Source organism: Virgibacillus sp. LDC1 (assembly GCF_025792345.1).
GTDB lineage: Bacteria > Bacillota > Bacilli > Paenibacillales > Paenibacillaceae > Paenibacillus_AQ > Paenibacillus_AQ lautus.
The window spans coordinates 1,881,265-1,905,716 of sequence record NZ_JAOXLZ010000001.1; the positions used below are offsets into that span (position 1 = coordinate 1,881,265).

The 24,452-nt window shown below is 52.2% G+C and carries 18 protein-coding genes; 1 reads left to right on the forward strand and 17 read right to left on the reverse strand.

The features are described 5' to 3' along the window. Window positions 1-89 precede the first annotated feature (89 nt). The 6 genes from OHJ21_RS08500 to OHJ21_RS08525 form a co-directional block, all read right to left on the reverse strand. A complete protein-coding gene (locus OHJ21_RS08500) occupies window positions 90-1,748 on the reverse strand; it encodes an ABC transporter substrate-binding protein (protein ID WP_486019811.1) in 1,659 nt (552 codons plus the stop codon). 53 nt (window positions 1,749-1,801) lie between these two features. Continuing rightward, window positions 1,802-2,722 carry a carbohydrate ABC transporter permease gene (locus tag OHJ21_RS08505; RefSeq protein ID WP_015735508.1) on the reverse strand — a complete coding sequence of 307 codons (921 nt, stop codon included), beginning with the start codon at window positions 2,720-2,722 and terminating at the stop codon, window positions 1,802-1,804. Between the two features lie 24 nt (window positions 2,723-2,746). Further along, window positions 2,747-3,721: an ABC transporter permease gene (locus tag OHJ21_RS08510; protein ID WP_207797500.1), complete on the reverse strand. Its 975-nt coding sequence runs from the start codon at window positions 3,719-3,721 to the stop codon at window positions 2,747-2,749. Window positions 3,722-3,994: 273 nt separating this feature from the next. Then, complete coding sequence (locus OHJ21_RS08515) at window positions 3,995-6,310, reverse strand: helix-turn-helix domain-containing protein (protein ID WP_486019812.1); 2,316 nt, start codon at window positions 6,308-6,310, stop codon at window positions 3,995-3,997. A 348-nt stretch (window positions 6,311-6,658) separates the two neighbouring features. After that, complete coding sequence (xynC, locus tag OHJ21_RS08520) at window positions 6,659-7,927, reverse strand: glucuronoarabinoxylan endo-1,4-beta-xylanase XynC (RefSeq protein ID WP_100539384.1); 1,269 nt, start codon at window positions 7,925-7,927, stop codon at window positions 6,659-6,661. Between the two features lie 84 nt (window positions 7,928-8,011). Continuing rightward, a complete protein-coding gene (locus OHJ21_RS08525) occupies window positions 8,012-8,731 on the reverse strand; it encodes a sugar phosphate isomerase/epimerase family protein (RefSeq protein ID WP_486019813.1) in 720 nt (239 codons plus the stop codon). 237 nt (window positions 8,732-8,968) lie between these two features. Here OHJ21_RS08525 and OHJ21_RS08530 point away from each other — a divergent pair, with 237 nt between their 5' ends. Next, on the forward strand, window positions 8,969-9,751 hold the full coding sequence (locus tag OHJ21_RS08530; protein ID WP_486019814.1) for a helix-turn-helix domain-containing protein: 783 nt from the start codon (window positions 8,969-8,971) through the stop codon (window positions 9,749-9,751). 95 nt (window positions 9,752-9,846) lie between these two features. Here the strand turns inward: OHJ21_RS08530 and OHJ21_RS08535 are convergent, their stop codons facing one another. The 11 genes from OHJ21_RS08535 to OHJ21_RS08585 form a co-directional block, all read right to left on the reverse strand. Next, window positions 9,847-11,238, reverse strand: coding sequence for an ABC transporter substrate-binding protein (locus tag OHJ21_RS08535; RefSeq protein WP_486019815.1), 1,392 nt, complete (start codon window positions 11,236-11,238; stop codon window positions 9,847-9,849). Between the two features lie 351 nt (window positions 11,239-11,589). Next, on the reverse strand, window positions 11,590-13,488 hold the full coding sequence (locus OHJ21_RS08540; RefSeq protein ID WP_486019816.1) for a family 43 glycosylhydrolase: 1,899 nt from the start codon (window positions 13,486-13,488) through the stop codon (window positions 11,590-11,592). Window positions 13,489-13,684: 196 nt separating this feature from the next. Next, on the reverse strand, window positions 13,685-15,553 hold the full coding sequence (locus OHJ21_RS08545; protein ID WP_486019817.1) for a beta-L-arabinofuranosidase domain-containing protein: 1,869 nt from the start codon (window positions 15,551-15,553) through the stop codon (window positions 13,685-13,687). Beyond that, window positions 15,550-15,942 carry a carbohydrate ABC transporter permease gene (locus OHJ21_RS08550; protein WP_486021013.1) on the reverse strand — a complete coding sequence of 131 codons (393 nt, stop codon included), beginning with the start codon at window positions 15,940-15,942 and terminating at the stop codon, window positions 15,550-15,552. Before OHJ21_RS08550 ends, OHJ21_RS08545 begins: the two co-directional genes overlap by 4 nt. A gap of 136 nt (window positions 15,943-16,078) precedes the next feature. Continuing rightward, window positions 16,079-16,282, reverse strand: coding sequence for a hypothetical protein (locus OHJ21_RS08555; RefSeq protein ID WP_486019818.1), 204 nt, complete (start codon window positions 16,280-16,282; stop codon window positions 16,079-16,081). Then, the gene (locus OHJ21_RS08560) at window positions 16,279-16,425 is read right to left on the reverse strand and encodes a hypothetical protein (RefSeq protein ID WP_486019819.1); all 147 of its coding nucleotides are present in this window, start codon (window positions 16,423-16,425) and stop codon (window positions 16,279-16,281) included. Before OHJ21_RS08560 ends, OHJ21_RS08555 begins: the two co-directional genes overlap by 4 nt. A 235-nt stretch (window positions 16,426-16,660) precedes the next feature. Next, the gene (locus tag OHJ21_RS08565) at window positions 16,661-18,874 is read right to left on the reverse strand and encodes an ABC transporter ATP-binding protein (RefSeq protein WP_486019820.1); all 2,214 of its coding nucleotides are present in this window, start codon (window positions 18,872-18,874) and stop codon (window positions 16,661-16,663) included. A gap of 23 nt (window positions 18,875-18,897) precedes the next feature. Continuing rightward, window positions 18,898-19,428, reverse strand: a complete 531-nt coding sequence (locus OHJ21_RS08570) for a DUF1854 domain-containing protein (protein WP_486019821.1) — start codon at window positions 19,426-19,428, stop codon at window positions 18,898-18,900. Then, a complete protein-coding gene (locus OHJ21_RS08575; RefSeq protein WP_486019822.1) occupies window positions 19,425-21,773 on the reverse strand; it encodes an ABC transporter ATP-binding protein in 2,349 nt (782 codons plus the stop codon). The genes OHJ21_RS08570 and OHJ21_RS08575 overlap by 4 nt, the downstream gene beginning before the upstream one ends. A 24-nt stretch (window positions 21,774-21,797) precedes the next feature. After that, window positions 21,798-22,577: an alpha/beta hydrolase gene (locus OHJ21_RS08580; RefSeq protein WP_486019823.1), complete on the reverse strand. Its 780-nt coding sequence runs from the start codon at window positions 22,575-22,577 to the stop codon at window positions 21,798-21,800. An 80-nt stretch (window positions 22,578-22,657) separates the two neighbouring features. Then, entirely contained in the window at window positions 22,658-24,406 is a 1,749-nt protein-coding gene (locus OHJ21_RS08585; RefSeq protein ID WP_486021014.1) for an SGNH/GDSL hydrolase family protein, read from the reverse strand. Between the last annotated feature and the right edge of the window lie 46 nt (window positions 24,407-24,452).

A 24,452-nucleotide genomic window follows, 5' to 3' on the forward strand; every position in this document is an offset into this window, starting at 1 on the left:
GCCGAACTTTAAAAATAATGAAGACAAGAGCCCCCGCGTCCTGAGCGAAGACTCCTGTCTCCAAGAAGCCGGGCTTATCGGGCCACGGTTTATTTCGATATTGTCGATGAATCGTAAGCAGCCTGCATGATTTCAATATAACGCGGCATGTTCAGACCCTCCAGCCCTTTCAAGTAATCATCCCAATCCTTATCTAGGCTCTTGGCACCGGTGATGAACAGCAAGGCGTTCTGGTCAATATAGTCCTTGATGTTCGTCTGCATCATGCTGGCTTCGTCGGCAACCAGCGGGTCGACCCAAAGCGCCCAGTGCGGGAAGATATCTTGCGGCTCCTTGCCTTCCATCAATAGCGTTGCCTCGTACAGGCGGCGTTCGTAACCGTCATCGGCGTAAATATCTGTGCCCTGAACCTCGGCATCGCGGTATGCCCGGTGATGGTTATATTGGGTTAATGCTCCCCAATTGTCATTGCGGGGCTGCTCCCCGGGTTCAAGCGGGATCGCTTTATAGAGCGGATCCACTTTATCGTTCAGCGCGATTTCTCCATCCTGCGGCTTGCGCCAGCTTTTACCTTCTTCACCGAGGTAGGAAAGCATCGCGCCTTCTTGCGTGTAGAAATAGTCCAGCATTTGAATGGCGGCAATTTGGGCCTCTTTGCTCGCTTTATTCGTCAAGACGAAGGATGCGCCCGGATCAATCGGATAGTTGAATGTTGCATAATCGGCATGCGGTCCTCGCAAAGGCGAAAGCGGGTTATAGTCCTTGCTGTACGGCGCGTCTTCTCCCGTCGTCAGGAACAAGGCGGGATGCATGCCGGCCCCGGCGCCCAACAGCTGTGCGTCCGCGTTATCCCCGATTTTTTTGTACGCGCCTGCATTTTGCGTAAAGGCTCCCGGGTCAATGAGCCCCCCATCATAAAGCGATTTGATGTAGGCCAGCGCTTCCCGCCATTCCGGTTTGTTCGCGGCGGTGTCTACCTGGCCCTCCTTCATGATGAGATATGTTCTGTCGTCGTTATATATAAAGCCGTTCATAAGGTACGGGATTACGTGAACGCCGAAATTTTCGACGGATCCGCTGAGCGGCACTTCGTCCGCCTTGCCGTTGCCGTTCGGATCCTGTGTCTTGAAGGCCTCGAGAACCGCTTTGAATTCTTCCGGCGTCGTCGGCTGCGCAAGCCCGAGCTGATCAAGCCACTTCGTATTGATCCACATTTTATTCGGGTAGGAGCAGTGGAAGCATTCGTTTAAGCCGGTCAATCCGTAAATGTTGCCATCCGGCGCGGTGTTCATCGCTTTATAATATTCGTTGTTCTCCAGCACTTCCTTAATGTGCGGAGCATGCTCATCGACCAGGTCGTTCAGCGGGATGATCACTCCCTGCTGTCCAAACTTCAATAAGTCCGTCTGCGAGAAACGGTCTACCCATGGAATAAGCATATACAAATCCGGATAGTCGCCGGACGCGAGCGAGATTTGCCGTTTTTCGGCCGCGCCGTCAAACGGAACGGTTGTCCAATTGAATTTGATGCCGAATTGCTCTTCCATTTTTTTCGTAAACTTGTTGGTTTTCAGATCCATATCCGATCCTTGATGGGCAAAAACGTTGATCGTTACCTTCTCGCCGGAGTCCGGCATGCCGCCTTCCTTCCCTGCGCTTCCCGGGTTGTCATTTCCGCCGGAGCATCCGGCAAGCACGAAACTAAGCATCAGTATGAGAACAAGCAGACGAGTTGCTGTTTTTCTCAAATCAATCTCCCCCTCATGAATTGGTAATGCAACATAACGGGCTCTGCCCACGATCAGCCCTTCACGGAGCCGATCAGCATGCCTTGCACGAAATAGCGCTGCACGAACGGATAGATCACCAGCACCGGGAGGCTTGCCACCACAATAAGCGAGTATTTCATGAGCTCGGCCATTTGCTGCTGCTTCACCATCTCCCCGGCGTCCATATTGCCCGTTCCGCTTCCCAGGATGAGAATGCTGCGGAGAATGAGCTGAAGTGGATAGAGCGATTGCGATTTCAAGTAGATCAAGGCATCGAAATAGGCGTTCCACTGCCCCACCGCGTACATAAGCGAGAGCACGGCGATAATCGGTTTGGCAAGCGGAAGAACGACGCTGAAAATGTAGCGGATGTCGCTGCACCCGTCAATGTCTGCCGCCTCGGAAAGCTCATCCGGGATCGAGGTCTGAAAGAAGGTTCTGGCGATAATGACCTGCCATACCCAAACGGCATTCGGAATGAGCAGCGCCCAGCGGGTATCGATCATGCCCATCGATTTGACGACCAGATAGGTCGGGATCAACCCGCCGGAGAACAGCATGGTGAAAGTAATGAAAACCATAAGCGGCGTGCGGCCGAAGAATGACTTTTTCGACAGCGGGTAAGCGACCATGATGGTCAGGGATACGCTGATGAACGTACCGGCAACGGTATAAAACAGCGAATTGGCATAGCCTGTCAGCACCTGGCCGTTTCGGAACACCGCCTCGTACCCTGCCAGCGATACGTCGACCGGCCACAGCCACACCTTGCCTGCAGAGACGGCGCTTGGACTGCTCAGGGACGAGCTTACGATGTAAATAAGCGGATACAAGACGGCAATTAAAACCAAGATCAGCAAGATGTAGGTCACGCTCAGAAAAATACGGTCCCCCAGCGACTCCTTGATCCTCACGCTCCGTCGGCTTCCGGAATGGGCCCGCAATGCGTTCATGTCACTCACTCCTTTTTGTGAAATTTACCAGAGGCTGGTATTGGATGCCCGCTTGGCAATGGCGTTGACGACTAGGAGCAGCACCAGATTGATCAATGAATTGAACAATCCTACCGCCGTGGCGAAGCTGTAGTTCGCGTTCAGCAATCCGATTTTGTACACATACGTGGAAATGATCTCGGACGAGGACAAGTTCAGCGGATTCTGCAATAAGTACATTTTCTCGAAGCCGAGTGCCATGATGTTGCCTACACTGAGAATCAGAATGATGACCGCGGCCGGCAGAATGCCGGGAAGATCGACGTTCAGGATTTTCTGGAACCGATTGGCGCCATCCACTTTGGCCGCTTCATATAATGACGGGTCCACTCCCGCCAGAGCAGCAAGATAAATCACCGCGGAATAGCCCATGGTTTGCCATACGTCGGACAGCACGTAGATCGTGCGGAACATGCCAGGCTCTCCAAGATAATTGACCGCTTCAAAGCCAAGCGCGCCAGCAATGGTATTCACGATCCCAAGACGCGGGGACAGGAACAGCATGATGATGGACACCATGACCACCGTGGAGATAAAATATGGCGCATAGGTGACCATCTGCACGGTTTTTTTGAACCTTGCGCTCTTCACCTCGTTCAAGGCCAACGCCAGCAGAATCGGGATCGGAAACCCGACGATCAATTGATAGAACGAAATGTACAGCGTATTTTTGATCAGTGTCACGAACGCAGGGTTGCGAAAAAACATCTCGAAATACTGTGTGCCGACCCATGGACTCCCCCAAATCCCTTTCATTACGTTATAATTCTTGAATGCTAGCACGGTGTTTGCCATAGGCAAGTACTTGAAGATGATGAAGTACAAGACCGGCGGAATGACCAGCAGATACAGCTGCCAATGTCTTCTGAAGCTTCGATAGGCGGCTCTTCCGATTTCCGAGCGCTTGCCGCTCGGGGCTCTGACCGTTTTGGACTTGGAAAATAGAGTACTCAGTTCCATCCCTCCTTCGATGAGTAGCTGCCAATGAAGCCAGAACTTATTTGGCAGCGCTTTCTTGTGCGTAATCATAAAATTGCACGCTCGGCTTCGTAAAGGCACACTTTCTCCCTTGCCGTACAATTTCGGAAACGGATGCTTTCCAAGCCTTGATTTTACTAGGTTTTTCATTAGGCGGATTCGATTAAAAAGCGTCCGCCAACACGTTCGATCCCCTTCGATTAAGCAGACGGCTGACCTCCTTTTACGTAAAAGATTGGCGAGATCGCCGTCTCCTTAATCGGCCATTTGCCGGAATGTGCTCGGCGACACGCCGCGAACCCGCTTGAAGGCCCTCCGAAATGAATGTGCGCTGTTATACCCCACCTGCGCGGCGATCTCGTCAATCGTCAATAGGTTCTCCTGCAGCAGCTCGGCCGCCTTGCCGATCCTCACCAGCTCAACGTAGTCCGAAGGATTCGTTCCCGTATGTTCCTTGAACATTTGGGAGATATACTTTTCGGGCTTGCCAATATGCTCCGCGATACGATAAAGCGTCAACTCTGCGTCGGAGTAACGCTCGTGGATATAGCGGATGATCTCACCCACGGTCTCGGCATGCATGTCGCATTTTTTCTTCCGGACGTCCATGCAGATATCATGAATGAGCTTCCCGAATCTGTCCCTGAGCTGATCGACCCCGTCCGTCGTCGTAACGGCCGCGATCTGTTCCTTGATATGGTCGGTCAACGACTCGTCGTGGAATATTTTTTGTTCGGCCAGCTTCAAAAAGGTTCCCTTGAGCTCCGTCACAAACTGCTGCGTCATATCGTACGACAGCTCCCTTTCTTCAAAGTTCCGGCTGAACAGCTGGTCAAGAAGGCGGCTTGTTTCCTCCAGTTCACCCGCCTTAAGCGTATTGAGCATACGCTGTTCGGATTCAATCGGATAATAGTACAGCTCCGTTGCTTTCATCGCATCCTCGAACCGGGTGATGCCGACTGCCCCAGTGTGGACGGCATATTCCAACGCTTGCTGCGCTTCGTTGAACGAGTCAGCTACGCCGTTCCACGCGTCGAACACCGAACCCAGCCCGATCGTGATCGACAATCGATGCTGCCGATATACGGTATCGACCAGTTCGAGCAAACCGGCTTCCAGGCGACAATGTAAATCGTCCAGCGGCTCTCCGGCAAGCGCATGCACGAAAGCGATCTGGTCCGAACCCCAGTCCGTAACCAGCACATCGGGTTCCAGCCGGCTCAAGCCCTGCCGGACGATCAACCTTGCGACGCTGAGTTCCTGGATGATTTCCTCACTGTCAGCGCTGCCATATCCGGCAACTTTTAGAATCCCTGCACGTCCATGCTCGCCGCGGAGGCGGACTCCGGTTTGACCGGAGACCGCCTCGATCTCGCGCAGCGTATAGAAGTCGCCTGTCAGCAGCCGCTTGATAAACGCATCCCTAAGCAGCGGGAGCTGATCGTTCAGTGAAGACTCCAGCAATTCATTGTTTGCGATCAGCGCCGCGATATTGCCGGCCAGAAAATCATACTCGTTACCGATCTTCTCCCGAGAAATGTGGTTTTGCTCGCGAAACACGGACAGGAGCGAATGGAGCTTAGCACTGTGCCGGTACGCGAGCACAAGTCCGATCAGCAAACCGATGACCAGCGCAGCCAGCGTAAACGTCGTCGTGACCCGCTGGATTTTGTCGGCCTTCGTCAACAGCACCTGCTCGGGTATTCCGGCCATATAGGTCCACCCGTTCAGGTCGGACCGGATGGAAATCAACAGTCTGCCGTCGCCCGTTGGGCTGACTTCGCCGTTTTCGTCTCCCGGAGCTTCGGTGAAGCGCTTGGCTTCCTCTTCGCCGATGCCGCGGGACAGGATCAAGCTGCCTTCCCGGTCCGCAACCACCGCCCAGCCGCCGTATTGGTCCACGATGTTTTGCAGCAGGCTGCCCATATGATCTTCATCGATCATAACGCCGATCATCGCCTGTGGATTGTTGAAGCTGTTAAGCGGTATCGACTGGAGAAACGTGACTGCCGGCATTTCGACAAACACCGAATCGCGGATTTCCCGCCTATATTTCTTAAGCGGAATCAACTCATTTAGATGAGGTTTCTTTAATACGGCCTCTTCCCATTCCTCGAACGTCATTCCTTCAAGCCGATTCGCCTCGTAATAATGCTCAGGCCGGTAATAGACGGTGCTCGGCGTAATAATGGCGTTATAATTGCGTATGTAGATGAAGAAATTGGACAGGTAATCGTTCGTGCTGCTGTACATGGACAGACTGCGCTGCATCCTCCCCAAGCCGTAAACGTTGTTGCTGTCGAGCGGCTTGGGATCGGCGATCAGACGATATAAATCCTGATTGATCGCAAGCTGCTTCGTGAAAGCTTCCACCTCCACCAGATGCCGCTCGATGATCTCTTTTCCCAGATTCAATGAACTCAGACTGTTTTCGATCGAGCTTGATTTTGCTACTTCAATCGAAGCCCTGTACGATGCATAACCTGCGATTTGGGGGATTAACAGCACAATCAGGTAGGAAATCAGAAATCTGCGGAACACGGGGGAGAACTTGGACCATAAACGCTGCATATGTACCCTCCTCAATAGAAAGCGTTTTCAAAACTGAAGCAATTCGATGATACACTTGACTGTTCGCAAGAAAAAGGTACAATTCCTTCCTCGGAGTACAATTGCATACGATATGGCAATAGGCTAGGAGCGAAAGGACGCAAATTCCTTTACGAGGCAATATGATCAATCAGAGCTAATATAAACATTAAGGGGTTTGGCAGGAACCACTGCGAGCTGTGTGTCGGCACTTCGTGGATTTCCTTACTGATTACCAGCCCAGAACAAAGAGCTGCCCTTCCAAGTCACCCTTGTGACTTGAAGACAGCCCTTATCATACGCTTTGTTAACAGTACCGTAAACGATGTGTTACCGTCCGAGTTCACCCACAAAAGTCGTAACGCTTTGCGCGGGAAGATGAGCCCAGAAATTGCTCCCTGTTACATTGAGAGACGTTCCTGGCTGGAGATTGCTGCTGCTGCTCGTGATCCATCGGGATACCTGCGAAACGGATCCATTCTGAAGGACAAAGTTTTGATTGACCCCGGAGTTGTTCCGGTTTATGGCAACGATAACGATTTTGTTGTCGCCTTTATAGGCTGATACGTAAACGTTCGTTTCTGGATTTTTCGAAGCATCCACCCTGATATAGCCGGGACGGACAAATTTGGAGAAATGAGCCATATTGTAGCCGCGTTTGCTGATCGTGCCGTCCTCTTTCATCGGACCGTAGGATCTGCGGATATACCACCATACGTAAGCTTGAAAATCTCCCTCTACCATCGCGTTGTGGATATGGTAGGACACATCCAGGGCTTCGGGCCAGCGATCTGCCGAGTTGTTTTCGCTGTTCGGGTAGTACACCTCGGTCATCCAGAGGTCTTTTCCCGCTCCTTTTTGTTTGAATAGTGGATACGCGAAATTGCTAACTTGGGTACCGTACAGATGAGCGCCAAGAATATCCATATTGGCAAGCGCCTGGGGATCATTTAGAATCGGGTCCGACATATTTTTCAGATATTGGAATGATTCCGGTGCGATCACTCTGCTGTTGATCGATCCGGCATTTTCTTTCATAAAGCGAAGCATTTCCTGCGGCGTCCACCACGTCCAGTCATGCGCATAATCGGGCTCGTTCTGGACGGAAATCGCGTAGAGATTCACGCCATTGTTTCTCATGTAGGTTACGAAATCGTTAAGATGCTGGGCATAAGCGGCATACTTGTCGTAACGAAGTCGCTTTGCCGACGTATCGCCGTTGCGGTTGAAGGTCTCGACCATGTCGGCGGGCGGATTCCATGGCGAAGCGAATACGATAGCTCCAAGGGCAATCGCTCGTTTGGCCGTATCCAGTTCACGGTACCACTGATTTCGGTCTTCGTGCACGTAGATTCTTAATATCGAGAATCCTAACTGGTTGTTTCCGTTTCCGAATGCGGTTTCTCTCTGTGCTGCCGTCAAATCTCCGATCCATGCCGGGTGGTTGATGCCTCCGAAACCGCGTATCACTTGTTTCTCCGACGATACATTCACAACGGCGTCGCTGGCTGCGGCAACATCGCCAGGTGCCGCCATGAGAGACAACGCAAGGACAAGGGCCAAACATGCACTTATGGCTTTCTTATAACGTGAAATCAAGAAACGATTCATGAGACTGCTCCTCCCAAAATTTTTTTTTGGATTCGTGTCAGGATGCACTCGGTTGAATTCATATCCGACCTTTCAATTCCACTCCATCCCTTCCTCAGTTAGCAATCGCTTTATCGCTTTGGAAGCCTCGACGAATAGTTGGGGATTGGTGAATCCCTCGAACCTTCCGGCGGCCCGCAGATGCGGCTCCAAAGACAGAAAGCCGGAATACCGCCTGCGGCTAAGCTCTTGAAGGAGCAGACGTAGCTCGCCGTCTCCATCGCCTGCGGGCACGACCATCCCCTTCCCCATCATGGCGTCTTTGACATGGATATACGCCGTATAGTCGCCGACCAATGGGTAGGCCTCGCCTACGGGTTTCACGCCGCACTGCACGAAATTCGCCGGATCGAATGCCGCCCGCAAATGGGGGGACGAAACTGATTGAAGCAACTCCAAGCATCGCTCGCCGGTGTCTCCGTAAATATGGCTTTCGTTCTCATGAAGCAGTACAATGCCTTCCTGCTCTGCCAACTGAGCGAGCCGAAGCATGCGCCGTATTACCTCTAGCCGATACTTCTCGTGGTCTCCGTCGGGAATGTAAAAGGAAAACACGCGGACATAAGGCGCCTGGAAATACTTAGCCAAACGAACGGCATGCTTGGCATGTTCGAGATGAGGTTCAAAGTCGTCGGTGATTGGATTTTCCCGATCGGCGATCCGATTGAGGAGACTCCGACCCCCCGCTGCGATAATCGTTCTTTTATGCCAGACAACTCTTCTTCCGTTAACTGCAGCACGTTTTTCCCCCATACGCCTCGAAGCTCAAGATAACGGATGCTTTCGGAGTCAAGGACATCCAGCTGTTCCTCCAAATCCTGGGAGATCTCATCCGCAAACCCGGTTAACGTGATCATTCGACCATTCCCTTTCTTAGCTGAAAATTTCGATAATAGCAAGCGGCGATTCCATGGTAAAATTACAATCCAATCACAGGTTGTAAAAGTTCATTAGGACGTTACAATTTTTTTAAAAGGAGGCGATTTTCGCATGGAGCTTGAATATCACCCTCATCTCGTACCGAATATCTTTCTGTTCGTAGACCGTAAATGTTATCCGGATTGGAAAATTAAGAAGTCCCGAATCGGATTTCATGATTTGACGTTCGTTGTTGAGGGCCGGGCAAACTACTACATTGACGGCAAAAAATTTGCAGTCGAAGCAGGCGACCTGGTATACGTTCCCGGAGGAAGCGTACGAGAAGCCCATACATGTAAGGAGTCGCCCATGCATGCGTATCCGTTCAATTTTTTCTGGGCCGATCCGCATAATTATATCCGGCTTCCGTTTGGCGTGGTCACAAAGAAATTGATCACCAAGGAGATTCTTGCCTACATCCGTGAGTTCAACCTCGTGTGGATGAATAAACAACCGTTTTATATGATCCATGCGCGCGCATTGTTCGAACTCATTCTCCATCGGCTGCTCCGCTGCATGCATCGCCAAACGACGATGCAGATGGATCCGCGGATCAAGAAACTGACAGCATGCATCGAAGAGCACTATGCGGAAGACTTGACGTTAAACGATTTTGCCGAGCAGCTCAATCTCCACCCCGTCTACCTTGGAAAGCTATTCAAGCTGAACACCGGTTCGACCTACAAGGAATACCTGCAGCGCGTTCGCGTAAATAATGCTGAAATCATGCTGGCGACCGGCAATTGTACTGTTACGGAAGCCGCGGAATGCTGCGGTTTTTATGACCTTTCCTATTTCAGCAAAGTGTTCAAGGAATCGAAAGGCTATCCTCCCTCTGCCATTAAGAGGCATTAATCGAAATCGCTTTCCAACACGAATGGCTTTACCTGAAGCCGCCCTCCTAATCGAAAGAGGATGCGAGGGCAGCTGTTATGCTTGACGATCCCTGCTCACTTTTTCCAAACCGCATCAATCGCTGACTGGAACGGTCCTTTATATTTCTCGACGACCGTCGAAACCGGGATGCCTTCCATGATTTCCCCTATAAACTCGTAATAAGGCATCGATGGATATCCGCTGTCGGTATCGATCACTTTAATGCTCTCACCGGCCATCTTGGCATTTTCAATATCGTCCTCGTTGCTGAATAAAGTCTCCAGCGTAGATTGTTTCGGATAGTCGTAGATCGAGTCGATATCGTTGATTTTCTCATAAATGTAGACCAGACGTTCGGGATGCTCCACCGCGCTTGGAATCGTCAAGTAGTTTGGGATCGTATTATGCGAATGATAACTTGTTGCGCTTGGCCCTTTCGGGAATGGGAGAAAGCCGATATCGTAATCCGGCATGTCCTTCTTGAAGTTTTCCATTTCATAATCGCTGCCTGCAAACATCAATGTGTTGCCTTGGCGGAAAAATTGGCCCGGCTCGGTCCAGTCTCCCCCTTCCGTTGGTCTCCCGACCGCCTCGGTTGCGAGGCGCGACAAGAAGTTCAGCACTTCCAAGGTTTTTGGATCCTCAATGCCTTGCTTATCGAGAATGACCAGATTCGCTTCGTTCGAAGCCATGGCAGGAACCAGCAGGGAAGCGGTTGCAAGACCCCAAATATCCAACTTGCCGTCGTTATTTGAATCTTTGTTCGCTTCTTTCGCGACTTGAATGAACGTATCCCAATTCCATTTGTCTTCGTTCACGTATTCCTGCAATGGCTTCATGCCCAATTGATTCATTAACGTGCGGTTATAGAAAATGCCGGATGACGCGCCGTTGATCCCCGTCCTGAACCCGTAGCCCCTTCCTTCGTATTGGGAGTACTCGTTCGTATACTGCTGGATGAATACCTTCTCATTCTTGGTGTATTCATCCACTGGCGCGAACAAACCTTGATTGACCAGCGTCGGAATCATCCATGGCCTTGCAACCCGGATGATATCGCCGATCGGTTCGCCCGCTACCAGCGAAGCTGTCACCTTGTCCTGATACTCGCCGAAATCCACGGTTACGTATTCCATTTTAAAATTATGCTTTTCCATTAACTCTTCCAAATTTCGTTTCCGATTAATGTTGTCAGGGTTGTCTTCCTGAATGGACTCGTCATACCAGGACACCCATTTGATGGTGCTGCCGCCCATATCAAAATCCATTTCCGGCGTACCGGTTATGTCTTCCTGGCCGCTTGGTTGGTCTGCCGGTTCCTCGTCTTTCACTGCAGGCTCGTTGACGGCCTCATTCGCTATGCCGGGTTCGCTCGACTTCAGATCACCGCCCGAACCGCTGCTGCATGCCATCATGAACACCAGAATCAGACTGCAGAACAGCAGGCTGATCTTTCGCATCCACATGCGTTATTCCCCTCCCTTGGTCATGGCTGCATCCATGTTGCAGCGCTTACATTTTGTAGCTACCAAGATCATATAACTGCTTGCGTTAACGGACCAGAGAGAAACTAAACATGATTTGTAATTACTAAAAGTGTTGATGCTCTGGGCAACGCAAAGGGCCGGAAAGTGGAAAGAGCATGAGCGTCGGCTAGACGGTGTGCCCAATCTGAATTCATCATTGGCAAAGGATTAACCTCGGGTCACGTCGTCAAAACGCAAAAGAAGCGCTGCGTACCCGCACACGGGAACACGGCGCTTCTTTTGTTCTTCATGTTCAACAATTCGCACAAACCCAGATAAGTTGTTGTTCCGTCATCCTTCCACCAATGCTTCCACCTGCACATCCAGGTATACGGACGCAAGCGCTGGATTCAGGTCCTTCTCTTCCGTCAAGCCCAGCATTGGTTCACCGTCAACGTCGAAATGCACGCGACGGAGACCCGAGCAGCGGGGTTGGCCGATGCCTGGACGAGCGTGATATACGCTCCAGATCGTTCCTTCCTCGTCCTTCACATAAGAATTGTGTCCTGGCCCGTATTCGCCCGGCACGCTTCTGGAGGTTAGCAGCGGGTAATTTCGCTTCGTCCATTGGTTCGGGTCAAGCAAATCAGCGTCAGAATTGACGCTGAGCATGCCGACGCAATACGTGGCATCGACCAGAGCACCGGATATCGTCACGAAGATCTTCCGGTCTGTCATGAGTGCAAAGGGCCCTTCCTCCACGAACGTTTGATTGTTCGCCCAGCCGTAATCGGGCTTGGACAGCAGGACAGGCTCCGATATCAGTCTCCACGGTTCCCTCGGATCCGCCTCGGCGATATAGATCCACGAGCCCAGGTCATGCGGTACCAATTCCCTTTGCGCCCAGAGCACATATAAACGGCCTTTCCGCTCTAATACGGTCATGTCCAGCGTTATGCCGGCTTGAAACAGCGGGCTTCCGTCATTCCTGGCGACCCGGATTGGGGTCCCCCAATCCGCAGCCATTCTCGGATTGCCGCCATTCTTTAACCGCATAACATGCGATTGAATGTCTTTGAATTCGCCGCTGCTGCCGGCAAGAAAAATATACAGATCGCCGCCGATGCCATGAAGTTCAGGCGCCCACAGAAATCGCTTCAGATGATCATGCATGCCTGTATCCAGGATTTTGGTTTCTTCTGCCGAGACCAGACCGAATATGGAATCCGCCTCCCGGATCGATATCGTATGGTTGCCGTCGGCATCATTGGTCGCGACAAAATAATACCTTCCGTCCCACTGCGCAATGCAAGGGTCGGCAAGGTTCGTCGCCATCGGAAACGTATAGCGATCCTGCCGAATGCTTCCAGAAATGCGATAAGTTCCGGGACGGCTCCAATCGATCTCGGACGCATCCCACTCAATCGGCTTGATCGCGGTTGTGCCATCACTGTATATCGCCGTCACTTTAACTGCTTGTAACTGTTCTTTGGACGTAACGGCCACACGCTCCGGCAGTTCATTACGCACATGAACCGGTACCGTAAGCTTATGAATCAGCCTCTGAGCCACGCCTCGCGATACACCTATCGCATTGCGGGGCACTGCTCCTTCAATGTCGACGCGTCTCGGGCTTAGCGTGAAAGCTTCGCACGGCTTCGGCTTGGCAGCGTCGTCCGGGCATGTCACGTCCGCCATTTCCCTTTGATAATACCTTCCGTCTTCTTCACGCCAACGAAGGATATACCTTCTGGAAGCATGTTCATATTCGCACATAATATCTTGTACATGAAGCCCGTTCGTTAGGTTCAACAGACCGAGCTCCCGATACTGCAGCAAGTCCGGGGAAGTGAACAAAAGCACCGAGCCCTTGCTCTGCTGATCGGGAGAACCGTCCGCTTCCGTCCGAATGGCCAGTACGCCAAAGTTTCCGTCAGCCATGTGGAACAGGTACGGATTCTTCAAACTCTTGGCGGACAGCGTGGCGTTTGAGAGCTCGGCGGCTTTAGCGAACAGCACCCCCGAGTTGTGATTAAGCTCCCGATAACTCATCCCGTCTTCGGTGTAAGCGAGATGCATGCTATATGCAAGCTTCGGGGAATAGATTTCCGGTTCAAGCGGTTCTCTCGTATAGCAGAGAACGCTGAGAATTTCATTTTCCATACGCTGCTCCTTCCCTCCTAACGGATAAGGCTTTTCAAGAATAATCTCTTCCAGCTTTGCAGTAGGCTTCGAGTAATGAATATTCACTCCGATCGTCCCGTCGAACAGGAACGTTATGTGAGACCTCCGACAGCTTACATCTCTCAAATCTCCATTACGGAAATGGCAATTTTACCGATCTCAGTATCCGCCTGTTTGATCGTACTAGTCATCAGCCTAGATCTATCGCAGGAATGGATGTTGATCGGCTGGACACACAGAATATTTTATTTTTCTCTCTTCACTATAATTTTGTACGCGTTACTTTGAAGTAAATTTGATAAGGTTCGTACCCGATATCCCGAATTCGTTTGAACGTGATGGCAGGTTCCTGGTTGACTGTCTTGAAGAAATACCGCCAACTCCCCCATTCACGTTCATTTTCGTTCTCGATAGCGGACGCAATATCCTCATCCCTCATATAGAGCTGCTGTTCTGATTCGCACAAGCCTGCCAACACTTCTGGCCCGTATCGGAAGGCACCTGTTCGTTCGTCGTCCGGTAGCGGAACAAACCGAATGCCGATTGGCAGCATAATCGAGACGGTATCGCCTTCCTTCCATTCTCTGTGAATGTCATAGAAGTTCTCGCTGTCCAGAGTCGTCCCCTGCAGAACGTCATTGACGTTCACGGATGCTCCCGCCATGATCCACTCAGGTATGCGGAAGCGGAGCGTGAACGTTGTCGGTGCGGCAGCAGATACGATGAAATCGTATTTGCGAAAAGTAGGTATATTTTCATTTATCGACGCTGTATCATTAATAGCTTGGTACCCGGCCGTGTTAGACGAGGATAGGAGGCTACCGCTCATTTTGTCCTGCGTCTGTACGATCCGTATGAGGGTTCCAGCGATACTTGCGTCCAACTCGGAATCGAAATATTGACTGATATAGACGATATCCCCGTCCTGATAATAAATTCCCATGTTCCAGGCCGCATTCGCCTGAACCATCGTGCCGTGGCAGCAGAAGAAGCTGTCGGTTTCCGTGCTCCACTCCTTGCGCAGACCGGCCTTCATGGGGAGGAAATAGGTCAGCAGGCCGGTTCTAGGGTAGTTATGCTGACTACCAGTCAAACCATATTCCTGATAATAGGATTGCGCCATAATGCCATTGTATAGATTGTACTCGATATATTGCGCGTAGGTAGGGTCGCCAGATTGACGAAATAAGAAATCTGCTAGTCGGATCATGTTATAGACAGTACAATGCTCCTGATTTTTGTCACCTAGGCGTGCCTTCATCTTCATCTTCGGCATCCAGACCTCTCCAGCGGTTTGACCGCCTGTCGCAAGGCTTCCCCTTTCCGTTACAGCGCAATTCCAATACGCTTGGACGATGGACAGCCACCTGTCGTCTCCGGTAACCTCATAAGCTCTCGCACAGCCGAGCACTTCCGGTATCGTAGTGTTAGCATGCATATTCGTAAGTGGATCCTTGCCCTCCAGCAAGGGTTGAAACAGCCGACTGCGATAATACCGGTCTAACAGCACACGATATTTGTCCGCTCCGGTTATGTGCAACAGATCGGCCCAAACCTCAAGCATTCCGCCTGTCTCCACATCGAGAATATCGTCGAATTGCTCTCTTGTGAATGTGCCGCTCCATTCGACAAACCAGTCCGCGAACCGATCCACGATATCCAGGGCCTGCCGATTACCGGCATATTGCCAGGCATCGACCAACCCCATTAATATTTTGTGCAAATTGTATTGGGGCGCCCAGATGCTTTTTCCGCTTGCAATCCAGTGCAGATATTTTTCGGGTATCGGACCGACCCACTGACCGCCGTTATCGCGTTGGCATTCATGCAATTCATGCACAATAGCATCCAGTTTGGCCTTTAATTCGATGTCGCCGCTTTTTTCATAATGCAACGCCGCACCAGACAACCAATGACCAAGAAAATGGCCGCGCAATTGGCAGACCGGCGTTTCCCAACCGCCGTGCGCACCTTCGGGAATCGTTCTTCCATGAAATCTTCCGGCCTCCAAATGATAATTAAACAACAGATGACCGCTGTCCAGCTTCATCAGATAGCTTCTGTTCGCTCGTTCCCTGCGAATCAGTTCTTGCTCTTTCAAAATGACCTGTTTGCCTCTCAATGCTTTCATTGAGTTCCTCCTTTCGATATGTCGGAATCTTTCAGCCCGGATACCGCAATGCCTTTAATAAAGTACTTTTGTCCTGACATAAACAGCATAATAGGCGGAACGAGAACCATCGTGGCCGCCGCCATCAACAACTCCCATTGAGCTGTGTAATAGCCAATAAATTGCTGCAGGCCAAGCGCCAGCGTGAACTTAGATTCCTTGTTGATGTAAACAAGCGGGCCCAAAAAATCGTTCGACACACCCAGAAACTGAAACAGCGCAACCACAATGACGGCCGATTTGGATAAAGGAAAAATAACATGCGTGAAAATGTAAAAATAACCTTCTCCGTCAACAAGAGCTGCTTCGTCAAGTGATTTAGGGATCGTTCTATGAACTGCCTTATTAATATAATGTTAAACGCTCCGCCACCGAACCAGGCTGGCAAAATCAAGGGCAAATAACTGTTGGATTCGACCACCATTTGCCGAGAAAAGTCGGGATAAGCGTGACAGCAGCCCTCTAACTTACCCATCGCTCCAGCTGTTACGCAAAACGGACAGCAGACGGATCAAACCAGAGGAGTGGTGGAGCATCGCTCTTACGTATTTGTAAGCTTTGTCGGCATCCAACGGTTGTACCCAGAAGTTGATGAACCACGCTCGGCTCCAGCGGTATGTCCGACGCCGTTAGCCAGCCTGCGATCCATGTCGTTCGAGCCGCTGCAGTCAGCTCGGGCGTGGAATTCACGTTAATACCTTCGCACGGATAAAACGCAAACAAATGGGAAATGTGCGATGACCCGGCACCACTTTCTCATAATCATCCATCCACTCCCGGCTGGCTGGAGGTAATAAGTAAATATCGGCCGAATTGAAAATAGGTTCGATCAAACCGTTATCCTCTCAGCCCTCCCTTAAACCGTTTCAGCCTGTTTCCGGTCGACAGCGTGTTTTTTCCCAGGCTATCTTGCAGACTTAGGGTCACCCGGATGAACAGTTCAGTGTAATCTTTACTATGTCGGGCAGCAGCTCAGAATAGGAAACTTGGCTCAATTTCTCCAACGTTCATAAAGATCCATCTTTGTGTTTTCCATATCGTCTATTTCACAGTAAGCATCTGGCGGCGTCATACCACCACGGAAGGGTCCCTCTTGCGGGACATGCCGCGCTGGGCGGAGATCAGATTGTAGTAAATTCCCTGCTTCTTCATCAATTCTCGATGCGTGCCGATTTCGGCGATCCGCCCCTTGTCAAGGACGATAAGCCGGTCGGCATTTCGCAGCGTAGAGAGACGATGCGCGATAGCGATCGTCGTGCGATTCTTCGTCACCCGTCTCAGTGCCTCCTGGATGGCCGCTTCCGTCTCGATATCAAGCGAAGCCGTCGCCTCGTCCAGAATGAGGATTCTCGGATCGTTCAGCACGGCCCTCGCGATGGCGATCCGCTGACGCTCGCCTCCCGACAGATTGTTCCCGTTCTCTTCCAGCCTCGTGTCGTAACCGTCAGGCAAGCTGATGATAAAATCGTGCGCGTTGGCGATTTTGGCCGCCTCAATAACCTCTTCCGGCTTCGCGCCCGGCTTCGAGTATTGAATATTCTCCGCGATCGTCCCGCTGAACAGGAACGTCTCCTGCAGCACGACTCCGATCTGCGAGCGCAAATCTTCCTGCCGGATCATCCGGATATCGATATCGTCGATCCGAATCTCCCCTTCGTTCACATCATAAAAACGGGAAATCAGATTGATCGTCGTTGATTTGCCCGATCCGGAATGGCCGACGAGTCCGATCATCTCCCCCGGCTTCACGGTGAGGTTGATTTCCTTCAGAACAGGCTCATACGATCGGTAACCGAAAAAAACGTCGCGGAACTCGATCGAGCCCCGAATCCGGTGGCCCACCGCGTTCTTTGCATCGATGACTTCCGGCTGCTCGTCGATCACCGAGAATACACGATGCATTGATATGACGGCATTCGCGATCCAGCGCGGCATGAACATCAACCAGGAGATCGGCCCGAATATCATTGCGGCGTAAGCGCTGAACTGAATCAGTTCGCCAACGTTCATTTCCCGGCCGATAATCATGTAGCAGCCGATCATGAGGACGAGATATTGGCCGATCTGAATCAAATAATTCGAGATCGGCGATAAAACGCTGTACAATTGCTCGCTCTTGATCGCGGCTGCGGCAAATTCGCCGTTGTATTTCCGGAATCTGCGGATTTCCCGCTCTTCCTGGCCGAACGCCTTCACGACCCGGATGCCGCTTAGAACGTCGTGAAGAAATGAGTTCGCCTTATCGGAGATTCGCCACTGCTTGTGAAACAGCTTGTGCAGCACGTGTCTCCAAATATGGTAGTGCAGATAAGCAACGAACGGAGCGGGAAGGAGCACGGCCAGCGCTAGCCGCCAATCGGCGGTAAAGAGCAGAGCCGCTGACGCAACCAGGATGATCAGTTGGTAGATGGCCGTTGTGCACATCTCCTGAATCAAATGACGGATGCGGTCCGTATCGGCCGTCACCCTGTTCATCAGCTCTCCTGCTCGCTGGGACGTCAAAAATCCGAGCGACATGTTCTGAATCCGATCGAATACCGTTTTGCGCAAATCGGCCGCAATGCCCGTACTGACGCTGGCCATGATCCGGTTTTTGGCGATGCCGAGCAGCTCGCCGAAGGCCAGGGCGAACAGCATCCCGGCGAGGGCAAGGAAGAACACCCTAACGTTCGCTTCTTGCCCGGCGAGGGGCAGCAGCGCAGCGTTGACGAGTAACTTCTGGAAATAGGGTCCAGCCATCGCCAGTCCCGAAGCGACGATCAGAACGCCAAGCCCAAACATTAAGCCTCGCCAGTGCCTTCTCGACACGAGAAGCAGTCGTTTGAAAGCGGCTGTTCTGCTCATGCATCGGGGACACACCCGCGTACCCGGGACGAGCGATCGTCCGCAAGCTGCACAAACCGGATCCGCTTCATCATGATAAATACGGATGGGGCGAGCGGCAGCCATGTCATTCAAGATTTGGGCGATATAGCCGTACCTGGCCGCATGCTGCATCGTCACCCGGACGACGATTCGCTTCGTCTCGTTCTCCGTGGCTTCGAGCACTGCATTGCCAACGAACGGCACCAGCTTATAATCGCTGGCGTCCGCGATGTTTCCCTCGTCTCGCACCTGGCCGTCTTGCACATAGGCCCAACTGCCACCGCCGATCGCAAGATAGCCTTCCACCCGCCGCCCTTCCAGCGACAGGTCGGCCGGGACGCAATAAGCGATCTCCGCTCCGACGACTTGCCGTACCGCCGCTAGATCCTGCTCTGAAAGCGTGAAATTAAAATTCATCGATTTTCCTCCGTTACCGCCGTTTATAATCTCATTTCGACCATTCGGTATTCCTTGTCGCTCAGACGGTCCACCTGCGGGATGACGAATCGGTTTCCGTCGACGTCGATAATCAGCAGGCGGTTCTCCGCGGCGAACTTGACGTTGCCGCTGCCGTTTCGCACCGTAAACCGGCACAGTCCGGCAGTCGTTGCAACTTCCCAATAGGAATAGCCGAACTCCTCGGTTACGGCAATAACCTTTGTGATTTCCGGCGTAAAATAGCGGATTATCATCTGCCTTTCAATCAGGGAGGCCGTGCCTTGGGGAAAATCGTCAAGATGGCGGATCATGCCGATCTCCTTGTTATCACCCGTACGAATCGACAAGAATGAGCGCTGGTTCGTATGCGGAAAGGAACAATGCACGTAAACCGGCGAATGCACTTCGCCCCCGGTACAGACCGATAGCATACGTCCGTTCGTCTCCGTGAAATCCGTATTGCCCGGGGTCAAATATCGGATGCCCGCCGCATCCGCCAGCTCTGTCCCCCGATGTTCGTCCATCGTCGTCATGCGATGATCTCCCCCTTCATTCTGAGCGCTTCGTCATGTTTGCGGACCAGTTCCCTATAGACGCCCTCCATCGCCATCAGCTCGTCGTGTGTGCCCGCTTCGACGATGACACCTTTATCCATCACAACCAAAAAATCGGCTTGCCTTAACGTGGACAGCCGGTGGGCGATCGCGATCGTCGTCCGTCCTTTGACAAGCGAATCGAGCGCCTGCTGAATTTGCAGCTCCGTCTCCGTATCGAGCGAGGCGGTCGCCTCGTCTAGAATGAGCACCTTTGGGTTGTGCAGCACGGCCCTGGCGATCGAAAGCCTCTGCTTCTCCCCGCCGGACAAGCTGTAACCGCCCGATCCGACCTGGGTATCATAGCCGTCCGGCAGCTTTTCGATGAAATCGTGCGCATTCGCGATTTTGGCCGCATGCAGAATGTCCTCCGCCTGGCAATCGGGATCGGCGTACGCGATATTTTCGGCGATGCTGCCCGAGAACACATAGACATCCTGGGATACGATCCCGATATGACGCCGCAGTGAAGCTGTCGAAAGATCCTTGACATTGACGCCGTCGATCCGGATTTCCCCCTCGGTTACGTCGTACAATCGCGACACCAGATTGACAAGCGTCGATTTCCCTGCACCCGAATGGCCGACAACGCCGATCATCTGCCCCGATCTCGCGTAAAAGGACACCTGCTTCAAAATCGGTTTGTTCGGCTCATAGCCGAACGAAACGTTATCGACCACGATATCGCCTTTCATCGCCGGCAAATGAACGGCGCCAGGACGCTCGGCTACATCCGGCACGGCATCCTGGATCTCGAAGATACGCTGCGCCGCCGCCATGCAATTGGACCACCAGCCGACGATATTGTTCATGAACTGAATCGGCCCGTACAGCATCATCATATAGTTGACGAACGTCAGCACGGCGCCGAACGACATCCGGCCTTGCATCACGTACCAACCGCCGAACGCCCAGATCAAGATCCCGCCCGCCTGCGTCAGGAAATTGAGCACCGGGAACACGGTTCCGCTCAATTTGTTGAAACGCTGTTCGGCCCCGGAGAATGCATCGTTCGCCCGCTGAAAGCGGCGGATCTCCACCTTTTCTTTACCGAATGCCTTGACGACCCGCGAGCCGCGAACCGAATCGCTGATGATTGAATTCAGGGCGCTCACCCTGCGGTGCCTTCGCCAGGACAAGCGCCACAGCTTCGGAAACGCGCTCCGGACAAGCCAGAGGACCAGTGGCATCGGCAGCAGGCAAATCAGCGTAAGCCGCCAATCCATCCAAAGAAGCACGGCGGTGATGCCGATGATGTTCAACGCATTTACTATGAAATAAGAAAGCCCGTCTACGAAGAAATATTGCAGTTCCTGTGCGTCGTTATTCACTCGGGTCATGAGATGACCGGTCTGCCTACGCATGAAAAAATCGAGCGACAACCGCTGCAACGCGGTAAATACGGCCGATTTCAAATCGAATGCGACCTTTGCCGCCAGTTTTGCGATAATGGTGCCGAACAAGACCCCGAATAACAGCGATAGCGTTCGGAATGCGAGAATGATCACAATGACAAGACCGATCTTCCCCGCAAAAGCGCCACTTCCGGCAACCGCCTGATCAAAGAGCACCATGCCTTGAAAATAAGGAATGACGAGACCGGTCGCCGAATTGAGCAGCATAAACAACACGATAAAAAAGATGGACAGCTTATACTTGCCCGCAAACGACAGCAAACGTGCGAAGACGGCATGCCTCTTCATGCATTTCGGGCAAAATGGCCTGCCTTCTTCAGGGTACATCAATCCGCATGTCGGGCAGGAAGCCTCAACCGATTCCTCCCCATGGTCAAAGTGCTCATACAACTCGTTTTTCTTCAATTTATCGAAGGCTTGCGCAAACCGGACGGCCTGATTCGTTTGACCGCTTGTAAATGCACCGATTACTCGCTCCTCCTGCTCCTTGGCAACGACCATGCCGGAAGCGACCTGATTGACGATGGTCAAGGCTTCCAGTCGTTCGAGGGGAATGCGCTCCCAAGCCCAATCGCCGGAACGATCTTGCCCCGGCTTGCCAGCGTCCTTGCTCCTTCTGGCTGCATAACCCGAAAACGTCTTCTCCTTCGAAATGTTGGTGCCTCGAAAGATGTGGAGATATTCCCGGGACAAGACGAGATAGCTGTCTGCAAATCCGCCGTCCGGCAACCGGTCGCACGCCATCCAGTGCACCAGATCCGCAGCTTCGGTGGTACCGTTTCGGTCCAACATGGACACGATGTCCTTCGGCAGTAACGTCATGATTTTACCCTTTCGTTCATTTTGGCTGAAAGTAAAAAGCCCGGCCATAAACGGGCAAGGCTTCCTTGCACATTAGCTATCTTTAAAAAGGTGCTGTGAAAAATGATACAAATCGTTCTTCCATACGGACCAATCATGTCCGCCAGGTTCCTCAAACCAAATATGTGGAACCTGGTGCTCTGCCAAATACGCATGCGTCCGGTCGCTTATCGGCTTAAGATTGTCTTCGTCACCGCATGACAGCCACAGCAATTTAAGCCCTGACGACGTTTCTTCCGGATTCGGGACGAGCTGTTCCGGCGATTTCGTATTCGGAGCCGGAGAAAAAGCGCCAATCCATGCGAAGCGGTCAAGATGCTTCAAGCCGATATTCAAGGATTGCCCTCCGCCCATGGATAACCCTGCAATCGCGCGGTTTTCCCGACCCGTCGATACTGAATATCTCGACTCGATATAGGGAATCAGATCGCTTAGCAGATCGAATTCGAACGTCTCGAACGCTTTTATTTTGTCCGGATCAAACAGGTCCCCTTCCGCCCGATCGTTTGGCATCGCACGGCCATTGGGAAACACGACGACCATGGGCGCGAGTTTCCCGTCCGCATATAAATTATCTAGGATCGTCTGAGGATCGCCATGACGGTACCATTCGGCTTCATCACCTCCGATGCCATGCAGCAAATAAAGAACGTTGTACACGTTGTCTTCCGCATACCCTGGAGGCGTGTAAATCATCGCCTTTCGATCATTGCCCACCGTTTCGGATGCATATCCCACGGTTTCCATTTTTCCCCTGTCGATATGTTCCCGCGGCCGATCGTATCCAGCCAATGCCGGTGCCGTCTCCTTCATATTCCTCTCCCCTTCTTATTGAATTAGCGCCGGTTAATGTCCAATCAGGCTTACCCTTGGAACTTTAAGCTATCGCAATCCTACGGGACGTAACCGAAGCCCAGAATTGTGAACCGCTTATCCTCGCGCCCTTCCGCCATTTTGATCTCTACCGCATGTTCTTCTGACTTGGACTCGTTGTATAAAATCACGGCGCTGCAATGCGTCCAATTGACGTCATGCGGATCAGCTGTCTTCTTCAGCTTCCCGTCTACCCAGATCTTCGCGGTCCCGAATTCCCGGCTTCCCGAATCTTTATAAACAAGGATAAGACTCATGCTCCGGATGGTCATCTTAAAGCTGTGCTCGCCGGAATCAGCCGTGTGCATCCAGTTATTCGGAAATTGCGGCGTGCCGTATGCATGATCGTCCAGCTCCGCCATTTGCAAATCCATGTCGGTGTCCGAAAAACCGCCAGGATCAATGCGGGCGATGCGATCGCCATTCCTGCGATCGAGCAGCTGCGTTAAGGCGAAGTCATTTCCGATCAGCGGAGGCTGCACATATGTCAGGTCTTCCTCGTCGATGGAGGAACGATCGGTTACTTCAAATAACCAGTCCAAACAATCGGCCATCACCCGATGGCCTGCATTGGTTGGATGATAAATGTCGTAGAAAAACTGTCTTTTCGTAATCACGTTCCCTTGCTCCTTGGTCCATCGGAACTGATCCGTGACCGCATCCTTCACGCTGACCATCGGAAGATTGTAATGCCAACCGACCGGGGCCAGGCGGTCTTGAAGATTCCAGTCGTTCACGAAGACGCTGAACAGCAAAATTACCGCGGGCTTGTGATCGGCGCGAAGAGCCTTGAGCACCAGGCTCTCGTAACAATTTCCTTTCGTTTCGTCGCCGGCGTCGTTGACGGCAAACTCGATAATCACAATATCCGGCCGTACCTCCCCTTCTCGAAGCACATCCCGATCATAGCGGACGATGCCCAGCTCCGACGGCGTGCCGCCTACGCCTGCTTTGACTAGACGAATCGGGCAATCTGCGGCCGGTGCAAACCTTCGCTTGAACAGGTCATAGGATTGGTATGCGTAGCATTGGGAATGGAGCGGGACAGCGCCGGCCCCTTGGGTAATGGAACCGCCGATGTAGGCGATGGTTACGGGCTCGCCTCGCTTCGCTTTTTCGATCGCCGACTTTAATCGTTTGTTATGACCCGGGCTTATGAGCGATTTCTTAATCATCTCTTTGTACGCTTGCGATTCCACATCGACCGGCGGGTCGTCTGCAGCCTCGGGGACTTGGTAACCGTCACGAAGATAGAATACGATGCTGGCCGTTGCCAACACGCCCCCTCGCTCAAACTCGAAGACGAATTTGCCGGGAACATCGTCATCCGGATATCGACCCTCGTCGTCATCCAGAACCAAGAGCGTTTCCGTGCCGTCGGTTGGACAGGGTATGCTCAGCCGGGATCCCGTTTCGTATGGATTCGCTTTCGCTTTTCCCCAATTCCAAAATGTGAACAGAGCGCTCGATACGTCCCGTTCATGCGCATGAACGGATATCCCGATGCAGTCCACCAGCCGGCGAAGACCGCTGCTGCTCTTTAGCAACTCTAGAATGGCTTCATCCGTCACACCCCCGGTAAATCGGGCTTTATCGACGAGCTGGCTCCCGTCCAGGTATATCTCTTGCGTGTACTTCCCATCGGGACGAATCGTCGCTTCGATCATCGTCTCATACAGGATGTACAGTCCGCGACGTTTGACTGCCGGATCCTGCGGCGCCACAGGACCTTCCGTTCCAATTTCCCTTGGCGTGAAATGGCCTGTCAGGGTTCATCCTCCTCCTCACTTTGCCGGCTCTTTTCATACATCGATC

Bases quoted from the DNA above. Each gene is read 5' to 3' on its own strand.
- OHJ21_RS08505 (WP_015735508.1), bottom strand. From the start codon at position 2,722: ATGAACGCATTGCGGGCCCATTCCGGAAGCCGACGGAGCGTGAGGATC.
- OHJ21_RS08510 (WP_207797500.1), bottom strand. From the start codon at position 3,721: ATGGAACTGAGTACTCTATTTTCCAAGTCCAAAACGGTCAGAGCCCCG.
- OHJ21_RS08515 (WP_486019812.1), bottom strand. From the start codon at position 6,310: ATGCAGCGTTTATGGTCCAAGTTCTCCCCCGTGTTCCGCAGATTTCTG.
- OHJ21_RS08525 (WP_486019813.1), bottom strand. From the start codon at position 8,731: ATGGGGGAAAAACGTGCTGCAGTTAACGGAAGAAGAGTTGTCTGGCAT.
- OHJ21_RS08530 (WP_486019814.1), top strand. From the start codon at position 8,969: ATGGAGCTTGAATATCACCCTCATCTCGTACCGAATATCTTTCTGTTC.
- OHJ21_RS08535 (WP_486019815.1), bottom strand. From the start codon at position 11,238: ATGTGGATGCGAAAGATCAGCCTGCTGTTCTGCAGTCTGATTCTGGTG.
- OHJ21_RS08545 (WP_486019817.1), bottom strand. From the start codon at position 15,553: ATGAAAGCATTGAGAGGCAAACAGGTCATTTTGAAAGAGCAAGAACTG.
- OHJ21_RS08565 (WP_486019820.1), bottom strand. From the start codon at position 18,874: ATGAATTTTAATTTCACGCTTTCAGAGCAGGATCTAGCGGCGGTACGG.
- OHJ21_RS08570 (WP_486019821.1), bottom strand. From the start codon at position 19,428: ATGACGACGATGGACGAACATCGGGGGACAGAGCTGGCGGATGCGGCG.
- OHJ21_RS08575 (WP_486019822.1), bottom strand. From the start codon at position 21,773: ATGGCCGGGCTTTTTACTTTCAGCCAAAATGAACGAAAGGGTAAAATC.
- OHJ21_RS08580 (WP_486019823.1), bottom strand. From the start codon at position 22,577: ATGAAGGAGACGGCACCGGCATTGGCTGGATACGATCGGCCGCGGGAA.